Raw genomic sequence first — 26,076 nt, forward strand, 5'->3', positions numbered from 1 at the left:
ATCGAAGAGATTCTCAACGAGGATTAGTGGCTTTGGTGCCGGTAGGGAGGGGAGCGCAGGTTGCAGCAGATGGACAAACGTGATCAGCCAGCGACGGGCGCTGGTGTTTTTGTTGCGATTCCCTGGCAGCGATGGCGCTGTTATCTTCGCCAAGGGATGCACTGGGTGTTGCAGTTCCTGGTGGGAATAGTTGCCCTTGGTGCCGTAGTACTGATGGTACTTGGCTTTGTCTCCTCCCACGCTTCCTTGCCCTTGGCTAACCCGAAGTTGGCAGTGGAGTCGATTCTGCACATTCCAGCCGGGAGCAGTAGTGCCGAGATCGGGAGGTTGCTGGAAGAACAATCCATCGTGAGAAGCGGCATCATGTTTTCCCGGGTATCTCAGTTGCTGGGCACAGATCAGCGACTTCAGGCCGGTGACTACCTCCTTAGTCCCGGTATGAACCTCATGGAGATTATCGGGAATCTAGAATCTGGGAGAGTTGCCACCAAACGGGTCCTGATTCATGAAGGAATGAATGCGGAGCAGATTGCTCAGCGCCTCGCAGATTATGGTCTGGTGGATAAAGAGCGGTTCTTGGCCCTGGTCGCCGATGAAAGGCTGATCTATGGCGACAGCTTTCCCGTTCCCAAGCCCTATCCGGCCTTGGAGGGATACCTGTTTCCCGACACCTATATCTTCGCTGTCGGTCAGTCCGAGGAAGAGATCATTAAGAAGATGGTGGCACGATTTGTCGAGGTGGCTTTGCCGGAGCTTGAAACCAAGGCAGAGGCAATCGGATATACCGTCCATGAAATCGTCACTTTGGCGTCGATTATTGAAAAGGAAGCTATGGTGGAGCGGGAACTGCCCATCATCAGTGGCGTGTTCCACAACCGATTAAATGTGGGAATGCGGTTGCAGTCGGACCCCACCGTTCAATATGTAATGGAGAATCCTCGGCCGAGATTGTACCTGCGGGATCTGGAGATCGATTCCCCCTTCAATACCTACAAGTATGCGGGATTGCCTCCAGGACCCATCAGTTCGCCGGGAAAGGCTGCGTTGTTAGCCGCGGCTGAACCCGCGGATGTGGACTACATGTATTTTGTGGCCAAGGGCGATGGGACCCATGTCTTTAGTCGCACCTACGCGGAACACCTTCGCAATAGAAGACGAGTTGGGTTGTAGGAGGGGCAGTGTTTTGAATCATGTACAGGAAGAAAAACCTATGGAGCTATTAGCTCCGGCAGGAACCTTGGAGAAGGGGAAAACGGCCATTGCCTTTGGAGCCAACGCGTTGTACTTGGCCGGTCAGCAATTTGGTTTGCGGGCCAGGGCTGGCAATTTTAGTGAAGAGGACATGGCGGAGATGGTTGCCTATGCCCATGAACGGGGTGTGAAGGTATATGTAACCGCTAACATCATTCCCCACAATCGGGACCTGGTCGGTGTCCATGAATATTTCCAGCGGTTGGGTGAGTTTGGTATCGACGCATTAATTGTGGCGGATCCCGGGATTTTGGCTTTGGCCCGAGAGATCCTTCCCGAGGTGGAAATGCATTTGTCGACCCAAGCCAGTATGACCAATTGGCGCAGTGCTCGTTTCTGGTATGAGCAGGGGGTCAAGCGGATTATCCTAGCCCGGGAACTGTCGGCAGAGGAAATCGGGGAAATCAAGGCCCAGGTTCCCGAGATCGATCTGGAAGTTTTTGTTCATGGAGCGATGTGTGTATCCTATTCCGGTCGTTGTCTATTGAGCGCCTATATGGCGGGACGGGATGCCAACCTTGGTGATTGTGCTCAACCCTGTCGGTGGAAGTATCATCTGATGGAGGAAAAGCGTCCCGGGGAGTACTTCCCCATCGAGGAATCGGAAGAGGGGACCTTTATCTTCAATTCCAGGGATCTTTGCCTGATAGGACAGATTCCCGATCTGGCTCGGTTAGGGGTAACTAGTTTAAAAATTGAAGGTAGAATGAAGAGCGTACACTACGTTGCCACCGTTGTGGGAGCCTACCGTCGGGCCATCGATGGGTATTACTCCAATCCCGCAGAGTGGCAGGTGGATCCCGATTGGCTAGCGGAGTTGGACAAGGTCAGTCATCGTCCCTATACCACGGGATTTTTCACCGGCAGACCGGGAGCTGAAGCTCAGGACTATGGGGGAAGTAACGTTGGTCAGGCGGACTTCGTTGGTATGGTGACCAATGTAGGCGCTGATGTGATGGAGGTAGATGTCCGCAATCGTATTGAGGCAGGGGAGCACCTGGAGCTGCTGGTTCCCCAGCAACAGGGCCGGCCCTATGTCCTTGAGTGGATGAGGGATTGTGAGACCAGAGAGTCCGTCAGCCAGGCTCATCCCAATTGGCGGGTACAGATGCCCAATCCTGGGCAGGTGACACCCTACTCCATCCTGCGGAGGAAAAAATAAGGGGTACTGGCACGTTTATGGCCGGGGGCACATAACATAAGATGACTCCATATCTGCAGGAGGTGCCCCCCGCGTATGATCATTGCCACAGCTTTGGCAATTGTAAGTGGTCTACTGCACAGCGCGTGGTTGTTGGTCTCCTACGTCACCGGCAGCAGCGCCTTTCCCCAACCCCTATCCCAGGAGGAAGAGGCGGAGTGTTTGAGTCGGTTACAGGCAGGAGACGAAGTGGCCCGAAACATTTTAGTAGAGCGGAATTTGCGCCTAGTGGCCCACATCGTCAAGAAGTTCGATAACACCGGAGAAGATACCGATGATCTGATTTCCATCGGTACTATCGGACTGATCAAAGCGATAAACACCTTTGACGCCAGCAAGAACACTCGCCTGGCCACCTATGCTGCTCGATGCATTGAAAATGAGATTCTCATGCACCTACGCTCCTCAAAAAGGGTGCGCAATGAGATGCTTCTCCAGGATCCCATTGGCTCCGACAAGGAAGGAAACGAGATAACCTTGTTAGATATCCTAGGGACAGAGGGCGATGAGGTCGCAGAGCAAGTGGAGCTCAGTGTTGAGCAGGAGAAGCTGTACAGCAAGCTGGATACCTTGACCAATCGAGAGAGGAAGGTACTGGAGTTACGGTATGGGCTCTTTGACGGTATTCGTCAGACGCAAAGGGAGATTTCCCGTAAGCTTGGTATCTCTCGATCCTACGTCTCTCGGATCGAAAAAAGGGCGATCAGCAAGCTGCATCAGGCAATGTATGGATGAGGTAGATTCAAGGGATAGACCGGGTTTGATTTGTTTTTAGGCTCCATCTTCTGCGGAGGATGGAGTTTTCTTGTTGTCAAGAAAACCCAGGGCAGGACAATTCCCTACAGCCTGCGAATTCAACAGCAATAGTGGGTAACCATATATTGGACAGTTGCTAGTTGGGGGTCGTCATTGTCCGGGTTTCTGTAGAGAAAGGTGATTTGATTGATTGAACGATTTTGTCCCGACGAAGTACATAGATCACTATCGGATATTGATCTGTCCAAGTTATGGCAACAGGGCATTCGGGGAATTATCCTGGATGTGGACAACACTATAGTCAGGTGGGATTCGTCGGTCCTGCCCACCGAGACACTGGAATGGATTGCCGATGCCAAGGAGCGAGGCTTCCGACTGTGTATCGCGTCCAACGGGGTTTCTCGTCGAGTCAAGGCATTGGCGCGGGAAATGGATATCCCGGCGATTGCCAAGGCCGTCAAACCCCGGAAAAAACCCTTTCGCAGTGCCTTGGAATTGCTGAGGACAGGGCCGGAAGAGACGATGGTGATCGGAGACCAGGTTTTTACCGACGTCTTTGGCGGTAATCGCCTGAACCTGTATACCGTTCTGATCAATCCGCTGGGAACCAAGGAGCTACGCACCACCCGCTTGATGCGTCGGTTAGAGCGCTCCGTCATCCGGCGCCTGCACAAAAAGGGGTACCTATCGGCACATCAACTAAAGTCCCGCCAGGTGACACCGAAGGGGAAATGGCAGTTTTTGAGGGGGAATGACCGGTGAAGCAGCGCCAATGCCAAGGCTGTGGTATTTTATTGCAGACAGAAGATGAAAACAAACCGGGGTTTGTTCCAGCAGCCTCTTGGGATAGAGAAGATCTCCTGTGTCGACGGTGTTTTAGATTACTCCACTATGGACAGGTAGAGGCGGTGGCACTGTCACCCGATGATTATCTAGCCATTGTCGCCGATGCAGTTGCTCGGGCTGACTTGTTACTGGTAATGATGGATGTGGTAGACTTCGAAGGCAGCTTTGACGAGGTCCTCCTCAAAGTGATTGATCGACCCTTCCTTGTGGCCGTCAACAAGATGGACCTGTTGCCCCGGATAGTGCCCTGGAAGGAAGCGGAGGATTGGGTATCTCACCGATTTAGTACCGCTGGATTGGAGCCCCGAGCCTGTGTTGGCATTAGCTCCAAGGAAGGAAAGGGGATAAATCGGTTACGCTCGGAGTTGTGGCAAGCTCCCGGCTCCACTATTGCGGTAATTGGGGTCACCAATACCGGCAAGTCGACATTGCTGGCGCGGTTGGTGGGGAGGGATCCCACGGTGTCGGAGTTAGCTGGAACCACCCTAGGAGCGATGGAATATCAGCTTGCCAGTCGCGACGGACAAAGGGAGCTGACCATCGTTGATACGCCGGGCTTGGTTCCCACGGGCCGGTTAAGCGATCTGCTCTGCTCCGATTGTCAGCGGGCCTTTGTTCCCCATCGTCCCCTCTCCAGCCGATTGTTTCCCGTTGAAGTGGGACAGAGCCTCTTACTGTCCCAGTATTGTCAGATTGATTTCCTGGGTACCTTGCCCGGTGAAGTCCAGACTGAGAACAAGCAGGGGCAATCCCTTGTTGCCGCCTATGCCCCGAAAGATGTAGTCATTCATCGTACCCGACAGCGCAAAGCTGAACAACTGCGTACCGAGACCGATACTCCCTCAATCTTTGGGTCCCGTTGTGCCCTGTGCCTACCGGAGACCGCTGGCCTAAAATGGCAGACTCAGGAGGTGGATCTGCCCCGGGGTTGGGACTTGGCTGTAGCTGGATTGGGGTGGGTTACCGCTAAGGGTGCCGGACTTCGTTTGCAGGTTACGGTGCCAGACTCTGTCAAGGTACTGACCCGGGTTAACTTGGTGGGTAGGAAGGACACCCCGGTCCCGCAGGGCTAAGGCAGGATTTTCCTGGGATACCATAGAAATACAGACAGAGTTTTTACGACTTCTATCGGGGCACTGACAAAAAACTTGGAAAGAGGGTGAAGGCGCAGGCGCCGAGTTTGCAGGCAGACTACCGGCAGCTAGCGCCACCAACGACGATGAATGAGTTAAGACTACAACGATTTCGCGAGATGCTCAGTACGCAGGGGTATGAGGCATTCCTGGTGACTCAGCCGGAAAACCGTCGCTATCTCTCGGGTTTTACTGGATCTGCCGGTACCCTGTTACTCACCGCTGCGGAGGCTTATCTGCTGACGGACTTTCGCTATGTAGAGCAGAGTCGGGCGCAAGCTCCTTTATTTGACATTCGCCAGTATCAGACGATGACGGACACGTTGGCAGAACTGGTGGATCTATTGGGAATTCGGCAGATCGCCTTTGAGGCCGATCATGTGACCCATAGCGATGCTCAGGAGCTGGCGGAAAAGGTGCCCGTGGACTGGGTTTCAACCACCGGGTTGGTATCTAAGTTGCGGTGGGTAAAGGATGAGAGGGAGATCGAGCATATAGCCAAGGCGGCAGCCATTGCCGATGAGGCTTTGGCTGAGATCATGCCGATGATTAAGGCTGGGGTGACGGAAAGGGAAATTGCCCTGGAGTTGGAGTTTGCGATGAAGCGACGGGGCTCAGAAGGATTGGCCTTTAATAGTATCATCGCTTCCGGGCCCAACGGTGCCTTACCCCATGCGGTACCGACGGACCGAAGACTAGTCGACGGTGACTTCTTGGTGATGGACTTTGGTGCCGTTTGGCAAGGATATCGTTCCGACATGACCCGAACCCTGGTAATTGGAACGCCAACGGAAAAGCATCGGGAAATCTACGAAATTACTTTAGAGGCACAATTGGCGGGCTTAGCAGCTGTCGCCCCCGGGAAAACTGGGGCAGAGGTGGATCAGGTCTCCCGGGATGTAATTACCCGCGCCGGCTACGGAGACATGTTTGGTCATGGACTGGGCCATGGCGTTGGGTTGGCGATTCACGAAGGCCCCACTCTATCCAAACGGGGACAGGATCCCTTGGCTCCAGGAATGGTGGTTACCGTTGAGCCAGGCATCTACTTGCCCGGTTGGGGTGGCGTGCGCATCGAGGATCTGGTGGTTGTAACTGAGGATGGATGCAGGATTTTAAGTAGTACAACCAAAGAGATGATCACTTGCTAAGTGCCGTCTCGGTGATTTCCGGTAAGGAGGAGTAAGTCCAGTGATATCTGTTAACGATCTACGCACCGGCGTTACTATTGAACATGAAAATGATGTGTGGAGTGTAGTTGAGTTTCTCCACGTAAAACCCGGCAAAGGGGCGGCATTTGTCCGCACCAAACTCAAGAGTCTCACCACTGGCTCAGTCAGGGACTTTACCTTTAGAGCTGGAGAGCGGCTGAACCGAGCTCGGGTCGAGACAAAGCAAATGCAGTATCTATATAATTCCGGCAACGAGTATTACTTCATGGATACTGAAACCTATGAACAGATCATGCTTCCGGTGGATAGTCTCGCGGATGCTCCCAATTACATGAAGGAGAACATGGTCATCGGGATTCAGTTCTATCAGGGAGAGGCCATTGGCGTTGACTTGCCTACTGCCGTTGAACTGGAGGTTGTTGAAACGGATCCCGGAGTGAAGGGCGATACCGCTACCGGTGGCTCCAAACCCGCTACTTTGGAGACGGGGCTGGTAGTTCAAGTACCTTTGTTTATCAGTGTCGGTGAGGTGATTCGGGTCGACACTCGCACCGGTGAATATCTCTCTCGGGCCTAGGGGATACTAGCGATGGTAACATTTCCGTGAGGTAAGGTTACCAAACGCTGGGTCAGAGGGAGTGACGATGTGGAGACTGTACAGGAGAAAATCGCTTACTTACGGGGACTCATCGCAGGCTCTGATTTTTTCGGCAAGGATCAACGGGTAAGGGAGGTCTGGAGTCACCTCCTGGAGATTGTTGATGACTTAGGGCATGAGATCGCGTTATTGTCGGCGGAACACGAGGATATGCAAGAATATATCGATGCCATCGATGACGACTTGTTTGAGGTACAGGAAGATATCTATGGAGATACCTGGTTTGACGCCGATTCCGAATGGGTTAGATACGCCTGTCCCCATTGCGGCTACGATCTAGACCATGATGTGGCTGATAGCGATATCTTGAATTGCCCCCATTGCGGCCGGGAAGTGTACCTCGATGAACCCGAATATGATCTCCCCGTGGAGACGGAAATGGACGGTTATGAAGAGCAGCGACTAGAATAACATAGGGATCGGATTCCCGCAGGAACCGGTAATTTTACAGACAGGACGGATTTAATCAGCTCCGTCCTGTCATTTATTTTTAGGTGCCTCATATACATAGGACAAGGAGGAGAATCCGATGAAATTGGTGGTCGGCCAGGAATCAAAAGCCTCCAATCCGGGAAGAGCGCTGGGTCCTCGTGGTTGGGACCAAATTCTACAGGTCTTGCCAAGTCGCTTACGTCAGGTCCTGGCTCGCCTGCAGCCTCACCAGGTGCGTGATTTAAGTGAAGTGCGAATTCGCGCCAATCGACCGCTGCAGATCATAGTTAATGGAACCTGCCGCTTTGTGGGAGGATCGGGAGAGCTGACCACGGTGGATAAAGCCTTGGTACCTACCGGTGACGAGTGCGTTGAGGCCCTACATCAAATGGCGCGGTGGTCTATTTATGCTCTCCAACAGGAGATGAAGAACGGCTACTTGACCCTGCCGGGGGGGCATCGAGTGGGATTTACCGGCGAAGCGGTGCTTGAAGGCGAGGAACTGAAGCTGATTCGCCATGTTACCAGTCTTAACATCCGCCTGGCTCGGGAAGTCCTGGGGAAAGGTTTGTCCGTGGCAGAAGCTATGCTAGCCGACAATGGTCAGCTGCTCAATACCTTAATCATCGGTCCACCTAATAGTGGGAAAACCACCTTGCTGCGGGACTTGGCTCGAGTCCTGGGTACCGGCTGTCCCTCCCGGGGATTACCTATATTTCAAGTAGCCATCATCGATGAACGATCGGAGATTGCCGCTTGCCACCGGGGAATTCCCCAATTTGATGTGGGAGTGGCGACCGACGTATTGGATCGTTGCCCCAAGGCCATTGGTATTCAGAACATCCTGAGAGCCATGGCCCCTGAGGTAATTATTACCGATGAGATTGGCAGGGTCGAGGATGTCGACGCAGTCTACGATGCCGCGCGGTCGGGAGTTGCCCTGGTGAGCAGTGCCCACGCCTCCGGTCTGGAGCAGGCTTACACCAGACCGATAGTCGCCAAACTCTTGGCGGAAAATCTCTTTGACCAGGTAGTTGTGCTCAGCCGTCGTCAAGGTCCCGGAACTATTGAAGCCATCACTTCTGTGAAGGAGAGGAGGGGTTGCCGGTGCGATGGGTAGCGGCTCTAGCTGTCGTCCTGGGTAGTGCCGTCGCCGGTGCGCTCAAGGCCAGTGAGTTGGCGGAACGTCCCCGTCAGTTACGCACCCTGCAAAGGGATATTCAAATGCTGATCACTGAAATCGGGTATTTTGCAACGCCGATCCCCTTGGCCTTGCAGGCTGTAGGCCGTTCCTCCCATGGGCCCGTGGCTCTACTGTGGCAAAGGGTCTGTCAGCGACTGCAGGACTCAAGGGAGCAGAGCTTTAGCAAGGTGTGGTACCAGTGTGTTAGGGAGGTTAGACCCCATTTATCCCTGTCTGGGGAGGATTGGGTCGAAATTCAAAGTTTGGCGGGATGGCTGGGGCGATCGGAAGGCACAGATCAAGTGGCAAAGCTTAAGGGCCTGAATCTGCGGTTGCAGCGCCTGGAAGAGCAGGCCCTGGTCCGGCGGGATCAGTTGGCCCGTTTGTACCGATATCTGGGGTGGGCCGTTGGCGTGGGGATTTGCATATTTCTTATGTAGCTAGCGATGGGGGGATGCTGGGTGGATGTGACGGTAATCTACCGGATCGCGGGACTGGGAATTCTAATCGCTATCGTCACCATTGTTCTCAACCAAGCCGGACGCCAGGAGCAGGCCCAGCTCTTGAGTCTGGCCGGGGTGATTTTGGTGCTGCTGCTTTTGGTGCAGTTGATCAGCCAGTTGTTTGATCGAGTGGAAAGTGTGTTCCGCTGGTAGAGCGGCCGGCGAGGGAGTGCTGTTATGGGCGACATTGCCGGAGTAGTAGTTTTAGCCATCATCGTCAGTGTTTTCATTCTTTATATCAAGGAAAGGGACTATCCAGAGTATGCACTGCTCTTGGGAGCCCTGTTTCTGGTCATCACCCTGTTGCGGTTAGTATCCCCCTTGGCTCAGCTAATTTCAGTGTTTACCCAAGTGAGTCAACAGGCGGGAATCAATAGCTATTATTCAGATATCATCTTGCGAAGTATGGCTGTTGCTTACATCGCCTCCTTTGGAACGGAATTAAGTAAAGATGCCGGGCAATCGGCCATTGGTATGGTCATTGAACTGGGGGCCAAAATCATCATTCTGGCTTTGGGGATACCGATTCTGCTGGCCATCATCAAGACTTTGGCTGAAATCATCGGATAGGGGTGGCAGCAATCCGTCGGAGGGAAATGGTTTGAACAGATGGTGGATGTTGTGGCTCCTTGCCGGGTGCCTAGGGGTTTGGCTCTGTGGTTCCCCTTTGGCTTTGGCGCAGAGTACCGCCTTGCCGGGGGAGGCCACACCAGACAATGTTAGTCTGCTCCGAGAAGTTGTTCAAGGTCAAGTCGAACGCCTGAATCTGAGAGACGTTGAGCGAGTAATCGGGTCCCTTGAGGCTGAGGTGCAACAAAATCTTCCCTCCCTAGACATTGTCACGATGATTTTCCAGGACGGTGGCAATGTCGATATTGATTTGCGTCATCTAGTCGGGGAATTGCTGCGCTACTTCCTGAGGGAAGTGGTGCTGAACCTGAGATTGCTGGGACAGTTGTTGCTTTTGATGGTGCTGTGTTCTTGTCTCGAGCACCTGCAGGTGAGCGGCAGTCGAAAAGCCTCCGGTGACTTGGTCATCGTCGTCTCCTTCTTGGTGCTCTTGTTCCTTGCCGTCAAGAGCTTTCAGGTTACCATTGAGGTGGCTCGGCGGACCATTGACCAGATGGTGGCATTCATGCAGGCGGTCTTGCCCTTGATGACTGCGTTGTTAGCGGCAGCGGGAGGGGTTTCATCGGCCGTTGTGTTGCATCCGGTTTTGCTCGGTGCCGTGGTCTTAGTGGGAACTCTAGTCAAGAACATCGTATTTCCCCTGGCCCTAATTGCGATGGTCCTGGCTGTGGTGGGGAACATGGCCAAGGACTTTCCCGTTGGCTCCTTAGCAGGCCTAGTAAACAAGGCCGCGGTGGTAATCCTGGGGCTTTTGTGTACCGGCTTTTTGGGAGTGTTGAGTGTCAAGGGTGCCTTGGCGCCGGTAGTCGATGGAGTGGGGTTGAAAACAGCTAAGTTCCTAGCAGGCAATTTTGTTCCAGTGATCGGTGGAGTGTTTTCCGGTGCCGTAGAGGTAATTGCCGGTGGTTCAGTGCTTATTAAAGGAGCCATTGGCGCCTTTGGCCTGGTGGCCGTTGCCATCATCTGTGCCTTTCCCCTATTGAAGCTAGCTTCGGTGTTGTTGATTTACAAAATCGCGGCTGCCCTGGCCCACCCTATGGCAAATCAACCGTTGGCCGCTGCCCTGGACCAAATGGCTTCCGCCCTGGGAGTGGTGCTGGCGGCAGTGGTAGTAACGGCGGTGATGTTTTTTGTCGCTATTACCGTTGTGATCAGTGCTGGGAACATGCCTTTGATGATGCAATGAACACCAAGGCGCTTTGGGATCTGAGGTGGATTCGGTGGAATTGGTGATGACCTGGGTGAAAAATTTCTTAGTACTGGTATTATCCCTGGGCTTCTTAGACATACTACTGCCTTCCACTGGATTGCGGTCCTTCGTCAAATGGGTGATGAGTCTGGTAGTCATTGCCTTCCTTCTGCAACCGTTATTGAATCTGGAAAGGGCGATAAACCTATCGGAATGGGAACGATGGTTGGACAGTTCTCGGCAAGTACCCTCGGTGGAAACCAGTCTAGCGATGGGTCAAAGGATCTTAGAAGGAGGAGAAAAACCAATGCTGGAGATAGCTGCTAATCAACAAACCCACTACCTTCGGAGCATGTTGTTAGTTCTCGATGGCGTAGCCGACGCGGAAGTGGTGTTGCAGATGGGAGAAAGAGGGTCGCCTGAACGGGTACTGGTCAGTATCCTGCCGGAAGTTGCCGCGGGAAGTGACGGGGCGAATACAGAGCAACTAGTCGTCGGCGGCCAGGTCGCCACCCCCTCGGTGGGTTCTGCGGCACCGGAGGTGGTGACAGGATTAGGGAGGAAAATCCGGCGGCTGGTGGCTAGTTTTTATCAGATCGATGAGGCTGATGTGATCATCGTTTTTCAGGACTGATGTGACAAAAGGTGGGACCATCACATGCAGAAGCTGAAGGATATGTGGCACTTCTGGTGGGGAACTCATCGGGGCACGGCCAATGAGGGAGAGAGAGATTCTCCCCAAGGGACTGCAGCCACCCCCAATCGGAACTTGCTAAGTATTTCCTCGATCCTGGTAGCTGCCATCGGGGCAGTGGCCTTGCTGGCTTTGTCTTCCAGTCCCGAATTGGCCCCTAACCAACGGGTGATCAGCGAAGAACTGGTCTTGCCGGCTGCTGCATCCAATGAATCCGGGGAGTTGGACTATCGCAGTCGATTGGAACAACAGTTGACCTCGATGCTAAGCCAGATACAGGGAGCAGGGAGGGTCCAGGTGTTGGTGACTTTGTCTACGGGGCCGACCAAGGAATTTGCCGAAGATGTCAGCGACACCCAGCAGGTCACAGAGGAGGTGAATCAGCAAGGAACCACGAGGAAGATTACCAGCGTGCAAACGGATCGACGTTTAGTCGTTGTCCGGGCTCAAGACGGAAGCGAGACTCCGGTGCTGCGGAGGGAGACAGTGCCCCAGGTGCAGGGAGTGATGGTGCTGGCGGAAGGGGCGGATCGGGCCCAGGTTCGCTATCGGATTACTAAGGCCGTCAGTACAGTCTTGGGCATAGCGGAATATCGGGTTGTGGTGGTCCCAATGGGAAAGTAACCAAGGGAAGTTGAGCAAACCAGACCGGGGGGAAGGATATGTTTTACGTGATTACCGCAAAATCCATCCGGAAATTCTTGTTATGGGTTTTGGTTCTGGCTATCTTAGGTTGGGTAGTCTTTGCTCTAGGCTCCAATCGTTCTCAGCGAGATAACTTTGGAACCCTGGCAGATCGCTGGGTAATTGATTTTGACCGGATTACCATCATCCCACCGCCAGAGGAAGAACTCGATTCTAGCCCACCGGAAGAGATTGAGGAGCCGGTCCTGCCAACGGGTTCCAGCGAAGTGGAGATGTCCACTAGTGTTGTCATTGGTGATCCCTGGTACTATGATGAAGAGGCGGGAGTCCACCTGGGTGACACAGAGCTGGACCAGGAGGACAGTATGACCGTTTCCGGCGGGACCTTAAGTCGCAGCGCTTCCAGTTCCATGGTAAATGTGTCCCGAGTAGATCCCTTAGAACAATTTGCTCAGTTTCGTTTGGAGCGGGACATCGGGCGGAGTCGACAACTGGAGTACCTCCATGGAGTCCTTAATCGTGAGGATTACGAGCCGAAGCAGAAGGCAGAGGCCGATGAAAGACTGCGGGAAATCCTTCAAGTGGCTGAGCTGGAAACTAACATTGAGAACCTACTCCGGGCCAGCGGCATCTCCGACGCGGTGGTCTTTATCTCACCTACAGGAGCCAACGTAGTGGTCAACGCCGCGCTCAACCGGGAAGAGGCCGCCAGGATCGGTGGCTTGGTGGCAAGGATGGCCCAGGTGAAGGAAGAACAGGTTCGAATTACAGACAACAGCGGGCTCTAGTCCCCAGCTTGGCATGTTGCCTATACTTAACCTCGGAATGCCTCTAATGCGCACACCCGAGGTTTTTTGTTTACTGTTCAGGGAAGGATATCCATGTCGTGGTAGCTAATATACTGGAAGTAACTTGGGTGATAATCTTCGACAAAGAGTGTTAGAAAATATCAAGGATTCTTGGGTTGCCTTCGACAAAGCCCGAAGACACGGGAGGTGGATAGGATCGCTGCAGGCGGTGTGTGCCTTACAGTGATCCAAGCACGATGAATGTTCAAACCATCAAAGAACTGATTGAAATCGTCTCTCAGTCTGATATCGCCGAATTAGTGGTGGAAGACGACGACAAGAAACTGGTGATCAAAAGGCCCTCTGCCTTTATAGGTCAGGGACAAGCTGTTGTATCGGCAAATCTGATTCCCCCAGCCAATCCAGTTGAGGTGGGGCAGCCACAGCAAGCTCCAGCCGATGAGCCTGGATCAACGGAAACGGAATTGGTGGCTGCCAATCAGATCACTGTTAATGCTCCCATGGTGGGAACTTTTTACGTAGCGCCGGCTCCTGACGCTGAACCCTATGTTAAAGTCGGTGATCGTGTGCAGGTTGGGCAGCCTCTGTGCATTATCGAAGCGATGAAGCTAATGAATGAGATTGAGGCTGAAGTCAGCGGTAAGATAGTCAAGGTTCTGGTTAGCAATGCTCAACCGGTAGAATATGGTCAGCCACTGTTTGTCATTGAACAGGATTAGTTGAGGGAACGGGTTGAGTAGGGGGTTTCGTTGTGTTTGGAAAGGTGTTAGTTGCTAATCGGGGCGAGATTGCCCTGCGCATCATTCGCACCTGTCGAGAGATGGGGATTCAGACGGTGGCGATTTTTTCTGAAGCCGACAGGGAATCCTTGCATGTGGAACTGGCCGATGAGGCCTATTGTGTTGGTCCAGGCCCGTCGGGCCAAAGCTATCTTAACGTCCCTAATATCATGAGTGCCGCGGTGATGACTGGAGCCGATGCCATCCATCCCGGATACGGCTACCTCTCGGAGCAGGCGCAGTTTGCAGAGGTTTGTGAAAGTCATGGGGTGAAGTTTATCGGCCCTAGTGCCGATGTAATCGAACGCATGGGTGATAAGGCAGCGGCCAAGCGAGCGATGAAGGCTGCCGGAGTTCCGGTGGTGCCGGGAAGTGAAGGGGCGATTCGGGACGAAGCCGAGGCAGTGGCCGTGGCTGAGGAGATTGGCTATCCTGTTATCATCAAGGCAGCCTCCGGTGGCGGTGGTCGAGGAATGCGGGTGGCCTACTCCCGAGATGAATTGCTGCGGGGTCTGACCGTTGCTCGCAGTGAAGCTGAAGTATCCTTTGGCAGCGACGCTGTCTATATCGAGAAATTCGTTGAGGACCCCAGACATATCGAAGTTCAGATTTTGGCCGATGAACATGGCAATTGTGTTCACCTTTTTGAACGGGAGTGTTCCCTGCAACGGCGGCATCAAAAGGTGATCGAGGAGGCACCGGCCGTTGGTCTTGACGATGACTTGCGGAAACGGATGGGGGCCGTCGCAGTTCAGGGAGCTGAATCCATCGGATACACCAATGCCGGGACCATTGAGTTCTTACTAGATAGGGACGGCTCCTTCTACTTCATGGAAATGAACACCCGAGTCCAAGTGGAGCATCCCGTTACTGAATGGATTACCGGGATTGATATCGTCAAGGAACAGATTCGAATCGCCGCCGGAGAACCCCTGGGCTATGGCCAAGAGGACATCCAGCTCCGAGGTCATGCCATTGAGTGTCGTCTTAATGCCGAATCTCCAGAACACGGTTTTCGCCCTTCGCCGGGGACGATAGTTGCCTACCATGCTCCCGGTGGTATGGGAGTCAGGATCGATAGCGCAGCTTTTTCCGGTTGGAAGATTCCTCCCTACTATGACTCGATGTTTGGTAAGCTCAGTGTATGGGGTAGGGATCGCCAAGAGGCTATTGCCAAGATCCGGGCAGCGCTGGATGAGCTGGTGGTCGAAGGGATAGCCACAAACATCGAGTTTCAAAAGGCCTTAGTGGATTCTCCGGCCTTTCGGGAAGGCAAGTTCTCAACGAATTTCATAGAAAAGCAGTTTCTCCCCCAGTACAATCGGAAGTAAGAGTAGGTAAGGGTGTATCGGGGATCAGAGACCTTAACTCGGAGGTGCATTGACATGGCGGAAGCACGGACAGATCTGGGAGAAGTCAGAGTAGCCGATGAAGTGGTGGGGATTATCGCCGGGCTGGCGGCATCTGAGGTCGAGGGAGTTGCCGGGATGAGCGGCGGGATCGCCGGTGGAATTGCTGAACTGTTAGGACGGAAAAACCTGTCCAAGGGTGTTAAGGTTGAGGTGGGCGAAGAGGAGGCTGCCATCGACCTCTTTAACGTGGTTGAGTACGGAGTGCGAATTCCAGAAGTGGCTACTAACATTCAGGAAAATGTGAAACAGGCCATTGAAGGTATGACGGGATTGGATGTCGTTGAAGTTAACGTTCATGTGCTGGGAGTGAACTTCCCGCAACCGCAGGCGCCGCCACCGCCGGAAGAGGAGCGTGAGGAGGTTCCGGCGCCGCGAGTCCGTTAGAAATAGGGAGGGTTGGCTTTGGCAGTAGTGGATAGAATTATGGCGGTGGTTGCCGCTACCTTACTGGTGGTTTTGGCTGTCATTGTAGCCGCAGCGATGTTGGGGTGGAATGCCGAAGCCATGATCTCAGCGATGCAGCTACTCAGGGGCCGGTACCTAGAGGGGTTGGCAGTTGTGATCCTGCTAGGTATCGGCGCGGTATACTTTGTCTTGGTGGCAGTGCGCCGGTCCGCTCCTCGAAGCGTTCGCTGGGAGGGTGAGCTGGGCGATGTTGAGGTTTCCCTGACTACGGTGGAAGCTTTGGCGAGGGCCGCGGCTCAAGAAGTAGAGGGGATTGTCGACGTGGTCCCGACGGCCTATCGGGATACCGACGGTCTGCGAATTGGGCTCAGGATGACTGTCCCACCGGATCAAAGTATACCGGACCTTTCTTCCAAGGTGCAAAGTTTGGTTGCCTCTCATGTGGAGAATATCATTGGAGTACCAGTGGTGGCCACTTCGATTCAAGTCAGGGGTATCGGCAGTGTCAGGGAGAAAAGCCGTGTGCAATAGCCTGGGGGGATGACTGTGGACGAGAGAGTGCTGGTTTGGTTGTCATGGTTGTATCGACACAAAGGCACCATCGCCGGTGTCCTCTTTGGCTTTGTCTTCGGCTGGCTGTCTATTCGCTTTGGGATCTTGAGGGCACTTTTTGTGCTGATCTGCACCGTGGTAGGAGTCGTTGTTGGGTATCGAATTGACCATAATAGGAGTTGGGCAGAGCTATTCGAAGCTATTCGGCCGTCGGATCGATTCTGGCGTCGCTAACGTGGGGCCGATGCTATAGGGGAAAAGATGGGGTGTGCAGGTTGAGGCGAAGATTGGCCAGACAGGCTGCTTTGCAGATGTTATTTCAAATCGATTTGGGAAAGCAAACCGTGGAAGATGCGTTAGATTGGATGCGAGAGTCCGTCTCTTTGGACCCGACGATGCAGGAATTTGCCACCGCTTTAGTAAGAGGGGTTTGTGCTCATCAACGGGAGATCGATGATTTGATTGAGCACTATTCAGTGGGCTGGGATTTGACCCGCATGGCCGGAGTTGAACGGAATTTGCTGCGTTTGGGGATCTATGAGATGTTTTATTGCGATGAAATTCCCTTACCGGTGACTATCAATGAAATGGTGGAGCTAGGGAAGAGTTTTGGTGATGCCAATTCCGGACGGTTTATTAACGGCATTTTAGGTAAGATCAAGACGGACATTGTCGCCTCCGCTTCGCCAGAGGAGGAGTGAGATAGGGTGAACTCCTCAAGTTGTGTTCTCGCCATTGATACTAGTTGCTACACTACTTCGCTAGCCTTGATGGATGAAGCAGGGCAGTTGCTCGTTGATGCCCGCAAGTTGTTGGCGGTTCCCTCTGGTCAGCGGGGACTGCGGCAATCGGAGGCCGTTTGGCAGCACGTGAACGCGCTGCCACAGTTGGCTGCATCCCTTTCCGAGGCCCTTGCCGATAGGAAGTTGGAAGCGATTTCTTTTAGCGATCAGCCGCGACCAGTGGCCCAATCATATTTGCCGGTTTTTCGTGTAGGGGCGGCCTGGGCTCATTCCGGGGCTGCCCTTGTTAGTGCTCGGCTCTTGCCCTCCACCCACCAAGAAGGGCACGTCTGGGCCGGTGTCTGGTCCTCGAAACTGCGATCCAGACTGGAATCGGTGCTGGCGCAAGGCCAGTCCTTCACCACCTTAGCTGTGCATCTCTCTGGTGGGACCAGTGAAGTGGTCCAGGTTGAGGTGGCCGGTGGCGATAGTGGACTTAAGATTCAGGAACTCGGTGCCACAACGGATCTCCATGCCGGACAATTCGTCGATCGGGTGGGTGTTGCCTTGGGCTTGCCCTTTCCCGCGGGAGCGGCACTGGAGGAGCTGGCCAGGGAAGCTGCCGACCCGGTGCCTAACCTTCCCCACTCGGTGCAGAACTTAAGTGTGAGTTTTTCTGGCCCAACTTCCGCGGCCATGCGCCTGATTTCTCAAGGGGCCAGCCCTGCTGGGATCGCACATGCTACCTTCAAGTCGATAGCCGATACCCTTGTCAAATGGGTGGCCAATGCCAGTCAGGCCTCGGGGATCGATCAATGTCTCTTCGTCGGCGGAGTTGCCAGTAACGGATTGATTCGTCGCTGGGTCACCGATGATCTCGAAGCCAAGGGCATTGCTTGTCACTTCTGTGATCCCAAGTACAGCACAGATAACGCGGTGGGGCTGGCCTACTACGGAACTTTGGTCACCAAGGGATTACTGTCAGCGGGAGGTTAACGTGCAGATTCGAAAGGGCAGAAGGGCCTACAGTGTTGGTGAACTGACTCGATATATCAAGACTATTTTGCAGGGACAAAGGGTGCTGCAAAATATCGCGGTTAACGGCGAAGTGTCTAACCTGCGGCGGCAGCAATCGGGCCATATCTATTTTACCTTGAAGGACGAGTCTGCCAGTCTAGCCTGTGTGATGTTTCGCACCCAGGCAGCCCGGTTGAGCTTTCACCTGGAGAATGGGATGAAGGTTTGGGCCATCGGCAGCATTGGTGTCTATGAGGTGTCTGGGGCCTATCAGCTGTACGTGTCCCAGGTGGAACCGGTGGGACAGGGTTCATTGCAATTGGCCCTAGAACAGCTGAAGCAGCGGTTGGCCTCAGAAGGTCTCTTTGATCCCAGCCGGCGGAGACCGATCCCGATGATTCCCAAGGGAATCGGTTTGGTTACCTCGCCCAGTGGGGCAGCGATGAAGGATTTTGTTTCCGTGGTTCAGCGGCGCTTTCCCAATATCCCAATTGTGTTGGCTCCGGCTCTGGTACAGGGCAAAGATGCTCCCCAAAGTATCGTTCAGGCCCTGGCAGGGCTGAATATCTGCGATGAAATTGACGTTGTTGTCCTGGCCAGAGGGGGAGGAGCCCTCGAGGATTTGTGGTGTTTTAACGATGAGGCCGTTGCTCGGGCGATTGCTGCCTGTCGCTTTCCTGTGGTCAGTGCCGTCGGTCATGAAACCGATGTCACCATCGCGGACTTGGTGGCGGATCTCAGGGCACCTACCCCTTCGGCTGCCGGGGAACTGGTGGTGCCAGATCGAGCCCAACTACAACTTCAGGTGCAGAGGGTCAGCTTAGATTTACAGGTTGCCCTGCAGCGTTGGCTGGAGAAAAATCAGCGACGGGTGCAGGAGCTGGAGCAAAGGCTGCAGGTAAGCAATCCCTTGGGTATGATTCAAGTCCAGCTGCAGCGAGTCGATGAGCTGATGCAGCGGGCCGTCCGGGCCATCCAGTTGGTCACCCAAACTGAGCGAGAGCGTTTTGCCTCGGTTTTAGTGCAATTGGAGCAGCTGAGCCCCCTGGCAACGCTGCGAAGGGGATACACCGTTTGCCGTTTCACCGACGGACCCTCATCACATCAGGTCGTCAGGAGCGTACAGAATGTATCTCCCGGACAGGGCATCGAGGTTCTCTTTGTCGATGGAGCCGCCCAGTGCCTGGTCCAAAGTCGCAGTATTAGGGTAGAAGGAGCTGGCGAGAATGAAGTTTGAAAAGGCTATGGACGAGTTGGAGCAAGTCGTGAGGCGGCTGGAGTCTGGAGAACCAGACCTGGAGGAAGCTCTGAAGCTTTTTGAACGGGGGGTCAAGTTGGCTAGGGTGTGCAACGAGCATTTGGAGAAAGCAGAATCCCAGGTGAAGGTGTTGTTAGAGGGCGATGTTGATGCAGCCCAATCCTAGGGTTAGAGGGAGTAGGTGTCGATGAATTTTAGCGAATATGCCAAGACTTACCGGCCTTTTGTGGAGGCAGCTCTGGAGAAATATCTGCCCGACGAAGGTATGCAGCCCACAACCATCCATCGAGCAATGCGCTACAGTGCCCTCGGTGGAGGAAAACGTCTGCGGGCGCTGTTGGCCATTGCCGGTTGTCAGGCCGTTGGAGGAGATATCCGGCAGGTGGAACCCTTGGTAGCGGCCCTGGAAATGATTCATGCCTACAGTTTGGTACACGATGACTTGCCCTGTATGGACGATGATGACTACCGACGGGGTAAGTTGACCTGTCACAAGGTGTTTGGGGAAGGACTCGCCGTCTTAACGGGAGACGCCTTGTTGACTCAAGGGTTCTACCTTATTTCCCGCTTGGCTGATGTCGGTGTCGATGGAGATACCATCACTCGGGTGTTGGCTGAATTGGGACAAGCCTGTGGAACCGATGGGCTAATCGGGGGGCAGGTTGTAGACCTGGAGTCCGAGGGCAAAGAGGTATCAAGAAGTACCCTAGAGTACATTCACACTCGTAAAACCGGTGCCCTTTTCAAAACCTCCATTCGCTGCGGCGCTATTATTGGTGGGGCTACCGATGACCAGCTGGACATCATTGACACCTATGCCGATAACTTCGGATTGGCCTTTCAGATCACCGATGATATTCTTGACGTAGTGGGCGATGAAGCCAAGTTAGGCAAAGCCGTTGGCAGCGATGAGCGTCATGTCAAAGCCACCTATGTCTCAATCCTGGGTCTGGAGCAGGCTAAGCAAAGAGCGCAAGGAGCCATTGAGGCTGCCAAGGAGGCCATTGTGACCCTTGAGGGTAACACCGACGCCTTGGTGAGTTTGGCGGAATTCGTGATCGCCCGCGACCATTGACGGCCTATGGCCGGTTTGATATAGTAAAAGAGATTCTCTTGTGACTCAATAGGGATTCATCAAAGGGTGGAGCAGTATTCTAGTCAGTCCTGCATCTCCCAAGACGGGCCTAAAAATCCGTTAAAGGCACATCGATGAAGTCCGTGGTGGTGGCTTTCGACGCCCAGTCGGGGGCTGCTGCTGGGGGTTAAGAGTTAGGGGCGATCCACAAGGGCATGTGGGCGTTGACCCCTTTCTCGTGGAGACCCAAGTTGCGTGGGGAAATGCCGTGGCTTGGCCAGGCATGGAACTACGGCTTGGGATGGGAACCTGCACGTGATGCGACAGACATTAGTCAAACATAATGTACATTTTGCGTTAGGTGCAGCGTAGCCTGCCTTGCGTGGTGTGGGGGGAATAGTGGGTTGAAGCTGCAATTTCGAAGGCCAAGAAATTGAGGTGGATTGCCCCTTGAAACCCATACTGCTACAGAGGCTAAGAGATGAGTTGGGCTGTTGAGGAAATCTCCTAGACTGTTCCAAATGGGAAGCGGATTGGGGATTGCGGTGTGGACTAAGTGGTAATCTAGCCCCGCTATTGGCGACAAGGCGGAGCGGAGGTAAAGGGGAACCGCCATTTTGGCAACGAAATGGTCCTCCGTTGGGAAAACCTGCTGGACCTAAGCCACAATGTTAACCCAATCCGTGTCCACCCTATATTTTGACTTACTGAGACTTGGGTGAACCCCAAGTCTTTCTTTGAGGTGAATGTCTTGCCTTCTCGCTGGCGAAGGGTTTCGGCTGTTTTTGTTCTGACATTCTTGATTTCCGTTACGTTATCATTGACCAGTAATACTGCGTTATCGTACTTACCTTTATTTCCCAGTATCGTCTTGCTTGCAGCTATAGTGTGGCTCGGTATTATTTTCGATATTGTCGGAGTCGCTGTTACCGTTGCCAACGAGGAACCCTTTCACGCCATGGCCAGCAAACGGATTCCTGGTTCTCGCCAAGGGGTATGGCTGATTCGGCGAGCGGAACAGGTAGCCAATTTCTGCAATGATGTGGTTGGTGACATTGCTGGGACCTTAAGCGGGGCCGTTGCTGCCGGGATTATCTTCTCCCTCACCCAGTACTCTCCAGAGCTCAATGAATCTTTACTGAACACCATTGGTGTAGGGTTGCTGGCAGCAGTCACCGTCGGCGGCAAAGCCTATGGAAAGGGTTTTGCCATATCCTATGCAGCTGATGTAGTTTTTCAAGTTGCCCGATTCCTCTATTGGGTAGAACGGGTGTTGGGCGTAACTATTTGTCGGTCAGGAAAGGATAAGAAAAAGGCTAAAGGGCGCAGGGGAAGATCGTAGAGATAACCCGAGGCGATTGGCGTGTTTCGGAAGAGAGGGTGACTCTTGGTGTCGATTTTGAACAGGATTACAGAGCCGTCGCAGCTAAAGAGCCTAGACAAAGAGGAATTGACCCAGTTGGCCGAAGAGATTAGGCAGATCATCGTCGAAACGGTAGCAGCAAATGGCGGTCACTTGGCACCCAACCTAGGTGTAGTGGAACTAACCCTTGCCCTGCATCGGGTTCTCAACGCCCCTCAAGACAAGATAGTTTGGGATGTCGGTCATCAAAGCTATACCCATAAATTGTTGACGGGACGCTACCAAAGTTTTTCCACCTTGCGGCAGTGGGGTGGTATTTCTGGTTTCCCTCGAATGGATGAGAGTATTTACGACTCTTTCGGTGTCGGCCACAGCAGCACCTCGATTTCCGCGGCCTTAGGAATGGCGGTAGCCAGAGACTTAGCCGGCGAAGATCACGTGGTAGCTGCAGTCATTGGTGATGGAGCCCTTACCGGCGGATTGGCCTTTGAGGCCCTGAACAATGCCGGTCATCTGGGCGTTAACCTGTTGGTGATCCTAAATGATAACGAAATGTCTATTTCTCCCAACGTCGGAGCCCTCAGCCATTATCTGACACAGTTGCGCTTGGATCCGGTGTTGTCTCGCGCCCGGACGGACCTGGAGCGGGCCATCAAGCGCATCCCCGGCATCGGGGGTTCTATGCTGAAGATGGCGGATCTGATGACGGATATGCTGAAAACGGTATTGGTTCCTGGTCGTCTCTTTCAGGAATTGGGCTTTACTTACTTCGGGCCCATCGATGGCCATGACATTGTGGGAATGCAGCAGGTGCTTCGGGAGGCTCTGCGTCGGGATGGCCCGGTACTGGTACATACCATCACCAAGAAGGGCAAAGGGTGGCTGCCGGCGGAGATCAATCCTGAGAAATTCCATAGTACTGGCCCCTTCTCTATTGAGAAAGCGCTAATGGAGTACAAGCTGGCGGAAAGCAACCTAGTTTCCATTCCTTCTGTCTCGCCGGCTCCGATTCAGGCCGAAGAAGACCAACAAGAGAGGATTTCCAGCTTCAGTGAGCTGCTGGGAGCTGCTTTGGTGGAGTTAGGCAAGATTGATGAAACCATTGTAGCCATCACCGCCGCGATGCCCGAAGGCACCGGGTTGGCTCGCTTTGGTCGGATCTTTCCCCAGCGGTTTTTTGACGTAGGTATTGCCGAAGAGCACGGGGCTACCTTTGCCGCTGGATTAGTTGCCGGTGGCAGGAAGCCGGTTTTTGCTGTGTATTCTACCTTCCTGCAACGGGCCGTTGATCAGATTATCCATGATGTTTGCCTGCAGGAGCTGCCGGCGATCTTCGCCATCGATCGCGCGGGATTGGTTGGGGAAGACGGTCCCACCCATCACGGTGTCTTCGACCTTTCGTTATTACAGGCAATACCCAATCTGACTATTCTTGCTCCTCGAGATGGCAGGGAGCTAGTGGGGATGCTTAGTTGGGCCGTTAACTCCTCCCGGCCCGTTGCCCTTCGTTACCCGAGGGAGAAATTGGCCCAGCCCTTGACCTTAGCTGAGGTGAAGGCCTTGGTAGCCGAATATTTCCCTTCGTCCAGGTCCGGTGATCTCACCCAGTGGAGGCCCCAGGCAATCTGCGAGGGGACGGAAGGAGTAATTTTTGCAGCGGGTACCATGTGCCGCGTAGCTAGCCAAGCAGCGAAGTTACTGCAGACCCATTGTGGCATCGGGGCACAGGTTGTGAATTTGCGGACAATCAAACCCCTGGATACCGAAGCCATCTTTAGCTTTGTCGATGGTAAGCAATGGCTAGCCACTCTCGAGGAAAATGCCGTGGTAGGTGGGGTCGGTAGTCGGATTATCCAGGAACTAGCTTTGGCAGGAAAATTACCCCGGTATTGTTTGAATCTAGGTATTCCCGATGAATTTATCCCCCATGGCTCCAGAAAAAGACTCCTGGCCCAGATGGGGTTGACACCGGAGGCGGTGGCAGAGAAAATTCTGGAGAAGGTGGGAGTTCGGCACCTTTTGGTGTCTAGCCGATGGACCGGTGGTAGTACAGGGAGATGAAGTGATTGGCTCAGAAAAGGGAACGGGTCGACGTTCTTCTGGTGCAACGGGGATTGGTATCCAGCCGCGAACGGGCGCAAGGATTAATTATGGCCGGTCAGGTGTTTTCCGGCGACCAACGTCTTGTCAAGCCCGGGACCAAGATACCCGTTGACTCACCGTTAACGGTCAAAGGGGAGCTCATGCCCTATGTTAGTCGAGGGGGACTCAAGTTAGAGAAGGCCCTTAAGGAATTTGCCATCGACCCCACCGGTATGGTGGCCTTAGATATCGGGGCCTCCACCGGGGGATTTACCGATTGCCTCTTGCAGCATGGTGCCAAGAAGGTGTACGCCATCGACGTAGGTTACGGGCAGCTGGCCTGGAAGCTGCGGCAGGATGATCGGGTCGTGGTGTGGGAAAGAACCAATATTCGGCACGTTCAACCTCATCAATTGCCGGAATTGGCTGAAATTGCCGTCATCGACTTAGCCTTTATTTCCTTGACGAAGGTCTTTGGGGTGACGGTCAATCTTCTAGTTCCCAATGGTGAGGTTGTCGCTTTGATCAAGCCTCAGTTTGAGGCCGGGCCGGATCAAGTGGGGAAGAAGGGGATTGTGCGAGACCCCCAGGTACATGGCGCGGTGCTGCATCAAGTGGTGAATTCTGCCGCTGAAGTGGGACTGGGACTCCTTAATTTGTCCTATTCGCCGGTGACCGGTGCCGAAGGAAATATTGAGTTCTTGGGTCACTTTGCCAAGGGCGCCGAGAGAAAGTGGCCCAGAGAAGACTTGACCTTTGACACTGGGATCTCGAATTTGGTTCAGGAGGCCTGGCGTCAGGTGGAAAGATAATGCAGCCTTGGTTGTGGAACCAGCGGCCTTAGTCTCGTGGATGTCGGTGGCAGGAGTTGCGGGGATAGGGCAGAAATAATCCTTGTCAAGGTAGATTTATGCAAGACAAGTGGGTGTAGATATTGATTATTGGTATAGTTCCTAATCTTCGCAATCGGCCGGCCCTTGAGCTGGCTAAGGAAATAAGTCACAAGCTCCAGGCCCAGGGCGTTTGTGTTTGGATCGAGGCTGAGGCGGCAGCCTTGCTCCAGGTTCCCCAGGTAGTAGGCTGTCCTTTGACTGATCTGTCGGCAACGGATGTAGTCATCTCCCTAGGTGGCGATGGGACACTGCTGCATACGGCACGTTCCTTGGCCGAGGCGGAGGTGCCGATTTTAGGGGTAAACCTAGGCCACCTAGGATTTCTTACGGAACTGGAAACTCACGACTTGGAAGAAGGACTTAGACGCTTACTGCAAGGTGACTACACCGTAGAAGATCGGTTGATGCTATCGGCTCTTCATCGCACCCTCCATGCCCAGGAAGAGACAACCCCTTCCTACCTCGCTCTCAACGATGTCGTCGTATCCCGAGGGCCTTTGGCCCGAATGCTTACCATTTCCATCTTAGTTAATGATCAGCATGTAGCCGATTACACAGCGGACGGGGTGATTGTGGCCACTCCCACGGGATCTACTGCCTATTCCTTGTCTGCCGGTGGTCCCATTGTCACTCCTAGTGTAGAGTCCATTCTAATTACCCCAATTTGCCCCCATTCTCTTTCGGCTCGTTCCGTACTGGTTCCCGCGAATGAAACGGTGTCTATTTGTGTAGAAAAAAGCCATGGGGATGCGATGTTAACAGCCGATGGCCAGACCACGGCTGCTCTTAAGGTTGGCGATGTTGTCGAAGTATCCCGGGCTCCTTGGGCTGCTCATTTCGTTCGGATGCAGCACCATAATTTCTATCAAGTAGTCTATCGTCGGTTGGGTCGTCGCGAAGTGAAGGAGATTGGAGGCGAGGCGGAGTGAAAGCGCAACGGCATTCGACAATTATGCGAATTATTCGGGATATTGATGTGGAGACCCAGGAGGAGTTGGCGCAGTATTTGAGGCAGCAAGGGATCGCTGTCACCCAGGCGACGGTGTCCCGGGACATTAAGGAGCTGCGCCTGGTGAAGATACCCAACGAACGGGGAGGTTATCGCTATGCGCCCCCCTTTGAGCCGGACTTAGGTGATGTGCGCAAACGAGCCCAGAGAACCTTTGAGGATTTTGTGATCGAGCAGGCCTTTACAGGGAATCTGGTAATTCTCAAAACCCTGCCGGGAACGGCGCCCGCGGTTGGGGCAGCCATCGATGATCTGGAATGGCCCGATGTGATCGCCACCCTTGCCGGGGATGATGTAGTCTTAGTGATCGTTAAGTCGGGAGAGTCTGGGGAAATAGAAGAGCCCACGGGGGCAATAGCTCAGGTCTTGGAAGGCTTTCGTAAGCTGCGGCAGGGGAAATAGCAAAA

Annotated in this window: 31 protein-coding genes; all 31 read left to right on the plus strand. The window is 53.7% G+C overall.

Annotated elements, in window-relative coordinates; translation table 11 throughout:
• Positions 1 to 60 precede the first annotated feature (60 nt).
• The 31 genes from mltG to GX030_10535 all read left to right on the plus strand — a co-directional run bounded on the left by mltG (position 61) and on the right by GX030_10535 (position 26,071).
• The gene (gene mltG, locus GX030_10385) at positions 61 to 1,170 is read left to right on the plus strand and encodes an endolytic transglycosylase MltG (protein NLV92779.1); all 1,110 of its coding nucleotides are present in this window, start codon (positions 61 to 63) and stop codon (positions 1,168 to 1,170) included.
• 40 nt (positions 1,171 to 1,210) lie between these two features.
• Positions 1,211 to 2,413, plus strand: a complete 1,203-nt coding sequence (locus GX030_10390) for a U32 family peptidase (GenBank protein NLV92780.1) — start codon at positions 1,211 to 1,213, stop codon at positions 2,411 to 2,413.
• A 75-nt stretch (positions 2,414 to 2,488) separates the two neighbouring features.
• The gene (gene sigK / locus GX030_10395; protein NLV92781.1) at positions 2,489 to 3,187 is read left to right on the plus strand and encodes an RNA polymerase sporulation sigma factor SigK; all 699 of its coding nucleotides are present in this window, start codon (positions 2,489 to 2,491) and stop codon (positions 3,185 to 3,187) included.
• Positions 3,188 to 3,394: 207 nt separating this feature from the next.
• A complete protein-coding gene (locus GX030_10400; protein ID NLV92782.1) occupies positions 3,395 to 3,970 on the plus strand; it encodes a YqeG family HAD IIIA-type phosphatase in 576 nt (191 codons plus the stop codon).
• Positions 3,967 to 5,127, plus strand: a complete 1,161-nt coding sequence (locus GX030_10405; GenBank protein ID NLV92783.1) for a hypothetical protein — start codon at positions 3,967 to 3,969, stop codon at positions 5,125 to 5,127. Before GX030_10400 ends, GX030_10405 begins: the two co-directional genes overlap by 4 nt.
• A 146-nt stretch (positions 5,128 to 5,273) precedes the next feature.
• Positions 5,274 to 6,338 carry an aminopeptidase P family protein gene (locus tag GX030_10410; protein ID NLV92784.1) on the plus strand — a complete coding sequence of 355 codons (1,065 nt, stop codon included), beginning with the start codon at positions 5,274 to 5,276 and terminating at the stop codon, positions 6,336 to 6,338.
• Between the two features lie 40 nt (positions 6,339 to 6,378).
• The gene (gene efp / locus GX030_10415; protein ID NLV92785.1) at positions 6,379 to 6,936 is read left to right on the plus strand and encodes an elongation factor P; all 558 of its coding nucleotides are present in this window, start codon (positions 6,379 to 6,381) and stop codon (positions 6,934 to 6,936) included.
• 69 nt (positions 6,937 to 7,005) lie between these two features.
• Positions 7,006 to 7,428: a hypothetical protein gene (locus GX030_10420; GenBank protein ID NLV92786.1), complete on the plus strand. Its 423-nt coding sequence runs from the start codon at positions 7,006 to 7,008 to the stop codon at positions 7,426 to 7,428.
• Positions 7,429 to 7,546: 118 nt separating this feature from the next.
• On the plus strand, positions 7,547 to 8,569 hold the full coding sequence (gene spoIIIAA, locus GX030_10425; GenBank protein NLV92787.1) for a stage III sporulation protein AA: 1,023 nt from the start codon (positions 7,547 to 7,549) through the stop codon (positions 8,567 to 8,569).
• Positions 8,557 to 9,072 carry a hypothetical protein gene (locus GX030_10430; GenBank protein NLV92788.1) on the plus strand — a complete coding sequence of 172 codons (516 nt, stop codon included), beginning with the start codon at positions 8,557 to 8,559 and terminating at the stop codon, positions 9,070 to 9,072. The genes spoIIIAA and GX030_10430 overlap by 13 nt, the downstream gene beginning before the upstream one ends.
• Positions 9,073 to 9,093: 21 nt before the next feature.
• Positions 9,094 to 9,288 (plus strand): stage III sporulation protein AC, encoded by a 195-nt coding sequence (spoIIIAC, locus tag GX030_10435; GenBank protein NLV92789.1) that lies wholly within the window; start codon positions 9,094 to 9,096, stop codon positions 9,286 to 9,288.
• Positions 9,289 to 9,312: 24 nt separating this feature from the next.
• Positions 9,313 to 9,705 (plus strand): stage III sporulation protein AD, encoded by a 393-nt coding sequence (locus tag GX030_10440; GenBank protein ID NLV92790.1) that lies wholly within the window; start codon positions 9,313 to 9,315, stop codon positions 9,703 to 9,705.
• Positions 9,706 to 9,736: 31 nt separating this feature from the next.
• The gene (gene spoIIIAE / locus GX030_10445; protein NLV92791.1) at positions 9,737 to 10,951 is read left to right on the plus strand and encodes a stage III sporulation protein AE; all 1,215 of its coding nucleotides are present in this window, start codon (positions 9,737 to 9,739) and stop codon (positions 10,949 to 10,951) included.
• A gap of 46 nt (positions 10,952 to 10,997) precedes the next feature.
• A complete protein-coding gene (locus GX030_10450; protein ID NLV92792.1) occupies positions 10,998 to 11,588 on the plus strand; it encodes a stage III sporulation protein AF in 591 nt (196 codons plus the stop codon).
• Positions 11,589 to 11,612: 24 nt separating this feature from the next.
• Entirely contained in the window at positions 11,613 to 12,272 is a 660-nt protein-coding gene (locus tag GX030_10455; protein ID NLV92793.1) for a hypothetical protein, read from the plus strand.
• A gap of 38 nt (positions 12,273 to 12,310) precedes the next feature.
• The gene (locus GX030_10460) at positions 12,311 to 13,081 is read left to right on the plus strand and encodes a SpoIIIAH-like family protein (protein ID NLV92794.1); all 771 of its coding nucleotides are present in this window, start codon (positions 12,311 to 12,313) and stop codon (positions 13,079 to 13,081) included.
• 257 nt (positions 13,082 to 13,338) lie between these two features.
• Positions 13,339 to 13,821, plus strand: coding sequence for an acetyl-CoA carboxylase biotin carboxyl carrier protein (gene accB / locus GX030_10465; protein ID NLV92795.1), 483 nt, complete (start codon positions 13,339 to 13,341; stop codon positions 13,819 to 13,821).
• A 32-nt stretch (positions 13,822 to 13,853) separates the two neighbouring features.
• Positions 13,854 to 15,212 carry an acetyl-CoA carboxylase biotin carboxylase subunit gene (gene accC / locus GX030_10470; GenBank protein ID NLV92796.1) on the plus strand — a complete coding sequence of 453 codons (1,359 nt, stop codon included), beginning with the start codon at positions 13,854 to 13,856 and terminating at the stop codon, positions 15,210 to 15,212.
• Positions 15,213 to 15,266: 54 nt separating this feature from the next.
• The gene (locus tag GX030_10475) at positions 15,267 to 15,677 is read left to right on the plus strand and encodes an Asp23/Gls24 family envelope stress response protein (GenBank protein NLV92797.1); all 411 of its coding nucleotides are present in this window, start codon (positions 15,267 to 15,269) and stop codon (positions 15,675 to 15,677) included.
• An 18-nt stretch (positions 15,678 to 15,695) separates the two neighbouring features.
• A complete protein-coding gene (amaP, locus tag GX030_10480; GenBank protein ID NLV92798.1) occupies positions 15,696 to 16,229 on the plus strand; it encodes an alkaline shock response membrane anchor protein AmaP in 534 nt (177 codons plus the stop codon).
• 15 nt (positions 16,230 to 16,244) lie between these two features.
• On the plus strand, positions 16,245 to 16,484 hold the full coding sequence (locus tag GX030_10485) for a DUF2273 domain-containing protein (protein ID NLV92799.1): 240 nt from the start codon (positions 16,245 to 16,247) through the stop codon (positions 16,482 to 16,484).
• A 41-nt stretch (positions 16,485 to 16,525) separates the two neighbouring features.
• Positions 16,526 to 16,951: a transcription antitermination factor NusB gene (gene nusB / locus GX030_10490; protein NLV92800.1), complete on the plus strand. Its 426-nt coding sequence runs from the start codon at positions 16,526 to 16,528 to the stop codon at positions 16,949 to 16,951.
• 69 nt (positions 16,952 to 17,020) lie between these two features.
• Positions 17,021 to 17,968 carry an O-sialoglycoprotein endopeptidase gene (locus GX030_10495; GenBank protein ID NLV92801.1) on the plus strand — a complete coding sequence of 316 codons (948 nt, stop codon included), beginning with the start codon at positions 17,021 to 17,023 and terminating at the stop codon, positions 17,966 to 17,968.
• A gap of 1 nt (position 17,969) precedes the next feature.
• Positions 17,970 to 19,226: an exodeoxyribonuclease VII large subunit gene (gene xseA, locus GX030_10500; protein NLV92802.1), complete on the plus strand. Its 1,257-nt coding sequence runs from the start codon at positions 17,970 to 17,972 to the stop codon at positions 19,224 to 19,226.
• The gene (gene xseB / locus GX030_10505) at positions 19,216 to 19,413 is read left to right on the plus strand and encodes an exodeoxyribonuclease VII small subunit (protein ID NLV92803.1); all 198 of its coding nucleotides are present in this window, start codon (positions 19,216 to 19,218) and stop codon (positions 19,411 to 19,413) included. The genes xseA and xseB overlap by 11 nt, the downstream gene beginning before the upstream one ends.
• A 21-nt stretch (positions 19,414 to 19,434) precedes the next feature.
• Positions 19,435 to 20,322, plus strand: coding sequence for a polyprenyl synthetase family protein (locus GX030_10510; protein NLV92804.1), 888 nt, complete (start codon positions 19,435 to 19,437; stop codon positions 20,320 to 20,322).
• 718 nt (positions 20,323 to 21,040) lie between these two features.
• A complete protein-coding gene (locus GX030_10515; protein NLV92805.1) occupies positions 21,041 to 21,664 on the plus strand; it encodes a hypothetical protein in 624 nt (207 codons plus the stop codon).
• 45 nt (positions 21,665 to 21,709) lie between these two features.
• Complete coding sequence (locus GX030_10520; GenBank protein NLV92806.1) at positions 21,710 to 23,746, plus strand: 1-deoxy-D-xylulose-5-phosphate synthase; 2,037 nt, start codon at positions 21,710 to 21,712, stop codon at positions 23,744 to 23,746.
• Between the two features lie 5 nt (positions 23,747 to 23,751).
• Entirely contained in the window at positions 23,752 to 24,579 is an 828-nt protein-coding gene (locus tag GX030_10525) for a TlyA family RNA methyltransferase (GenBank protein ID NLV92807.1), read from the plus strand.
• A 122-nt stretch (positions 24,580 to 24,701) separates the two neighbouring features.
• The gene (locus GX030_10530; protein ID NLV92808.1) at positions 24,702 to 25,589 is read left to right on the plus strand and encodes an NAD(+)/NADH kinase; all 888 of its coding nucleotides are present in this window, start codon (positions 24,702 to 24,704) and stop codon (positions 25,587 to 25,589) included.
• The gene (locus GX030_10535; protein ID NLV92809.1) at positions 25,586 to 26,071 is read left to right on the plus strand and encodes an arginine repressor; all 486 of its coding nucleotides are present in this window, start codon (positions 25,586 to 25,588) and stop codon (positions 26,069 to 26,071) included. Before GX030_10530 ends, GX030_10535 begins: the two co-directional genes overlap by 4 nt.
• Positions 26,072 to 26,076 lie beyond the last annotated feature (5 nt).

Source organism: Bacillota bacterium (assembly GCA_012727955.1).
GTDB lineage: Bacteria > Bacillota > Limnochordia > DTU087 > JAAYGB01 > JAAYGB01.

What these genes read in the sequence shown, in the direction of transcription:
- GX030_10390 (NLV92780.1), top strand. Translation starts at nt 1,211, where the DNA reads ATGGAGCTATTAGCTCCGGCAGGAACCTTGGAGAAGGGGAAAACGGCC.
- sigK (NLV92781.1), top strand. Translation starts at nt 2,489, where the DNA reads ATGATCATTGCCACAGCTTTGGCAATTGTAAGTGGTCTACTGCACAGC.
- GX030_10410 (NLV92784.1), top strand. Translation starts at nt 5,274, where the DNA reads ATGAATGAGTTAAGACTACAACGATTTCGCGAGATGCTCAGTACGCAG.
- spoIIIAA (NLV92787.1), top strand. Translation starts at nt 7,547, where the DNA reads ATGAAATTGGTGGTCGGCCAGGAATCAAAAGCCTCCAATCCGGGAAGA.
- GX030_10440 (NLV92790.1), top strand. Translation starts at nt 9,313, where the DNA reads ATGGGCGACATTGCCGGAGTAGTAGTTTTAGCCATCATCGTCAGTGTT.
- GX030_10450 (NLV92792.1), top strand. Translation starts at nt 10,998, where the DNA reads ATGACCTGGGTGAAAAATTTCTTAGTACTGGTATTATCCCTGGGCTTC.
- GX030_10455 (NLV92793.1), top strand. Translation starts at nt 11,613, where the DNA reads ATGCAGAAGCTGAAGGATATGTGGCACTTCTGGTGGGGAACTCATCGG.
- GX030_10460 (NLV92794.1), top strand. Translation starts at nt 12,311, where the DNA reads ATGTTTTACGTGATTACCGCAAAATCCATCCGGAAATTCTTGTTATGG.
- accB (NLV92795.1), top strand. Translation starts at nt 13,339, where the DNA reads ATGAATGTTCAAACCATCAAAGAACTGATTGAAATCGTCTCTCAGTCT.
- GX030_10475 (NLV92797.1), top strand. Translation starts at nt 15,267, where the DNA reads ATGGCGGAAGCACGGACAGATCTGGGAGAAGTCAGAGTAGCCGATGAA.
- GX030_10495 (NLV92801.1), top strand. Translation starts at nt 17,021, where the DNA reads ATGGATGAAGCAGGGCAGTTGCTCGTTGATGCCCGCAAGTTGTTGGCG.
- xseB (NLV92803.1), top strand. Translation starts at nt 19,216, where the DNA reads ATGAAGTTTGAAAAGGCTATGGACGAGTTGGAGCAAGTCGTGAGGCGG.
- GX030_10510 (NLV92804.1), top strand. Translation starts at nt 19,435, where the DNA reads ATGAATTTTAGCGAATATGCCAAGACTTACCGGCCTTTTGTGGAGGCA.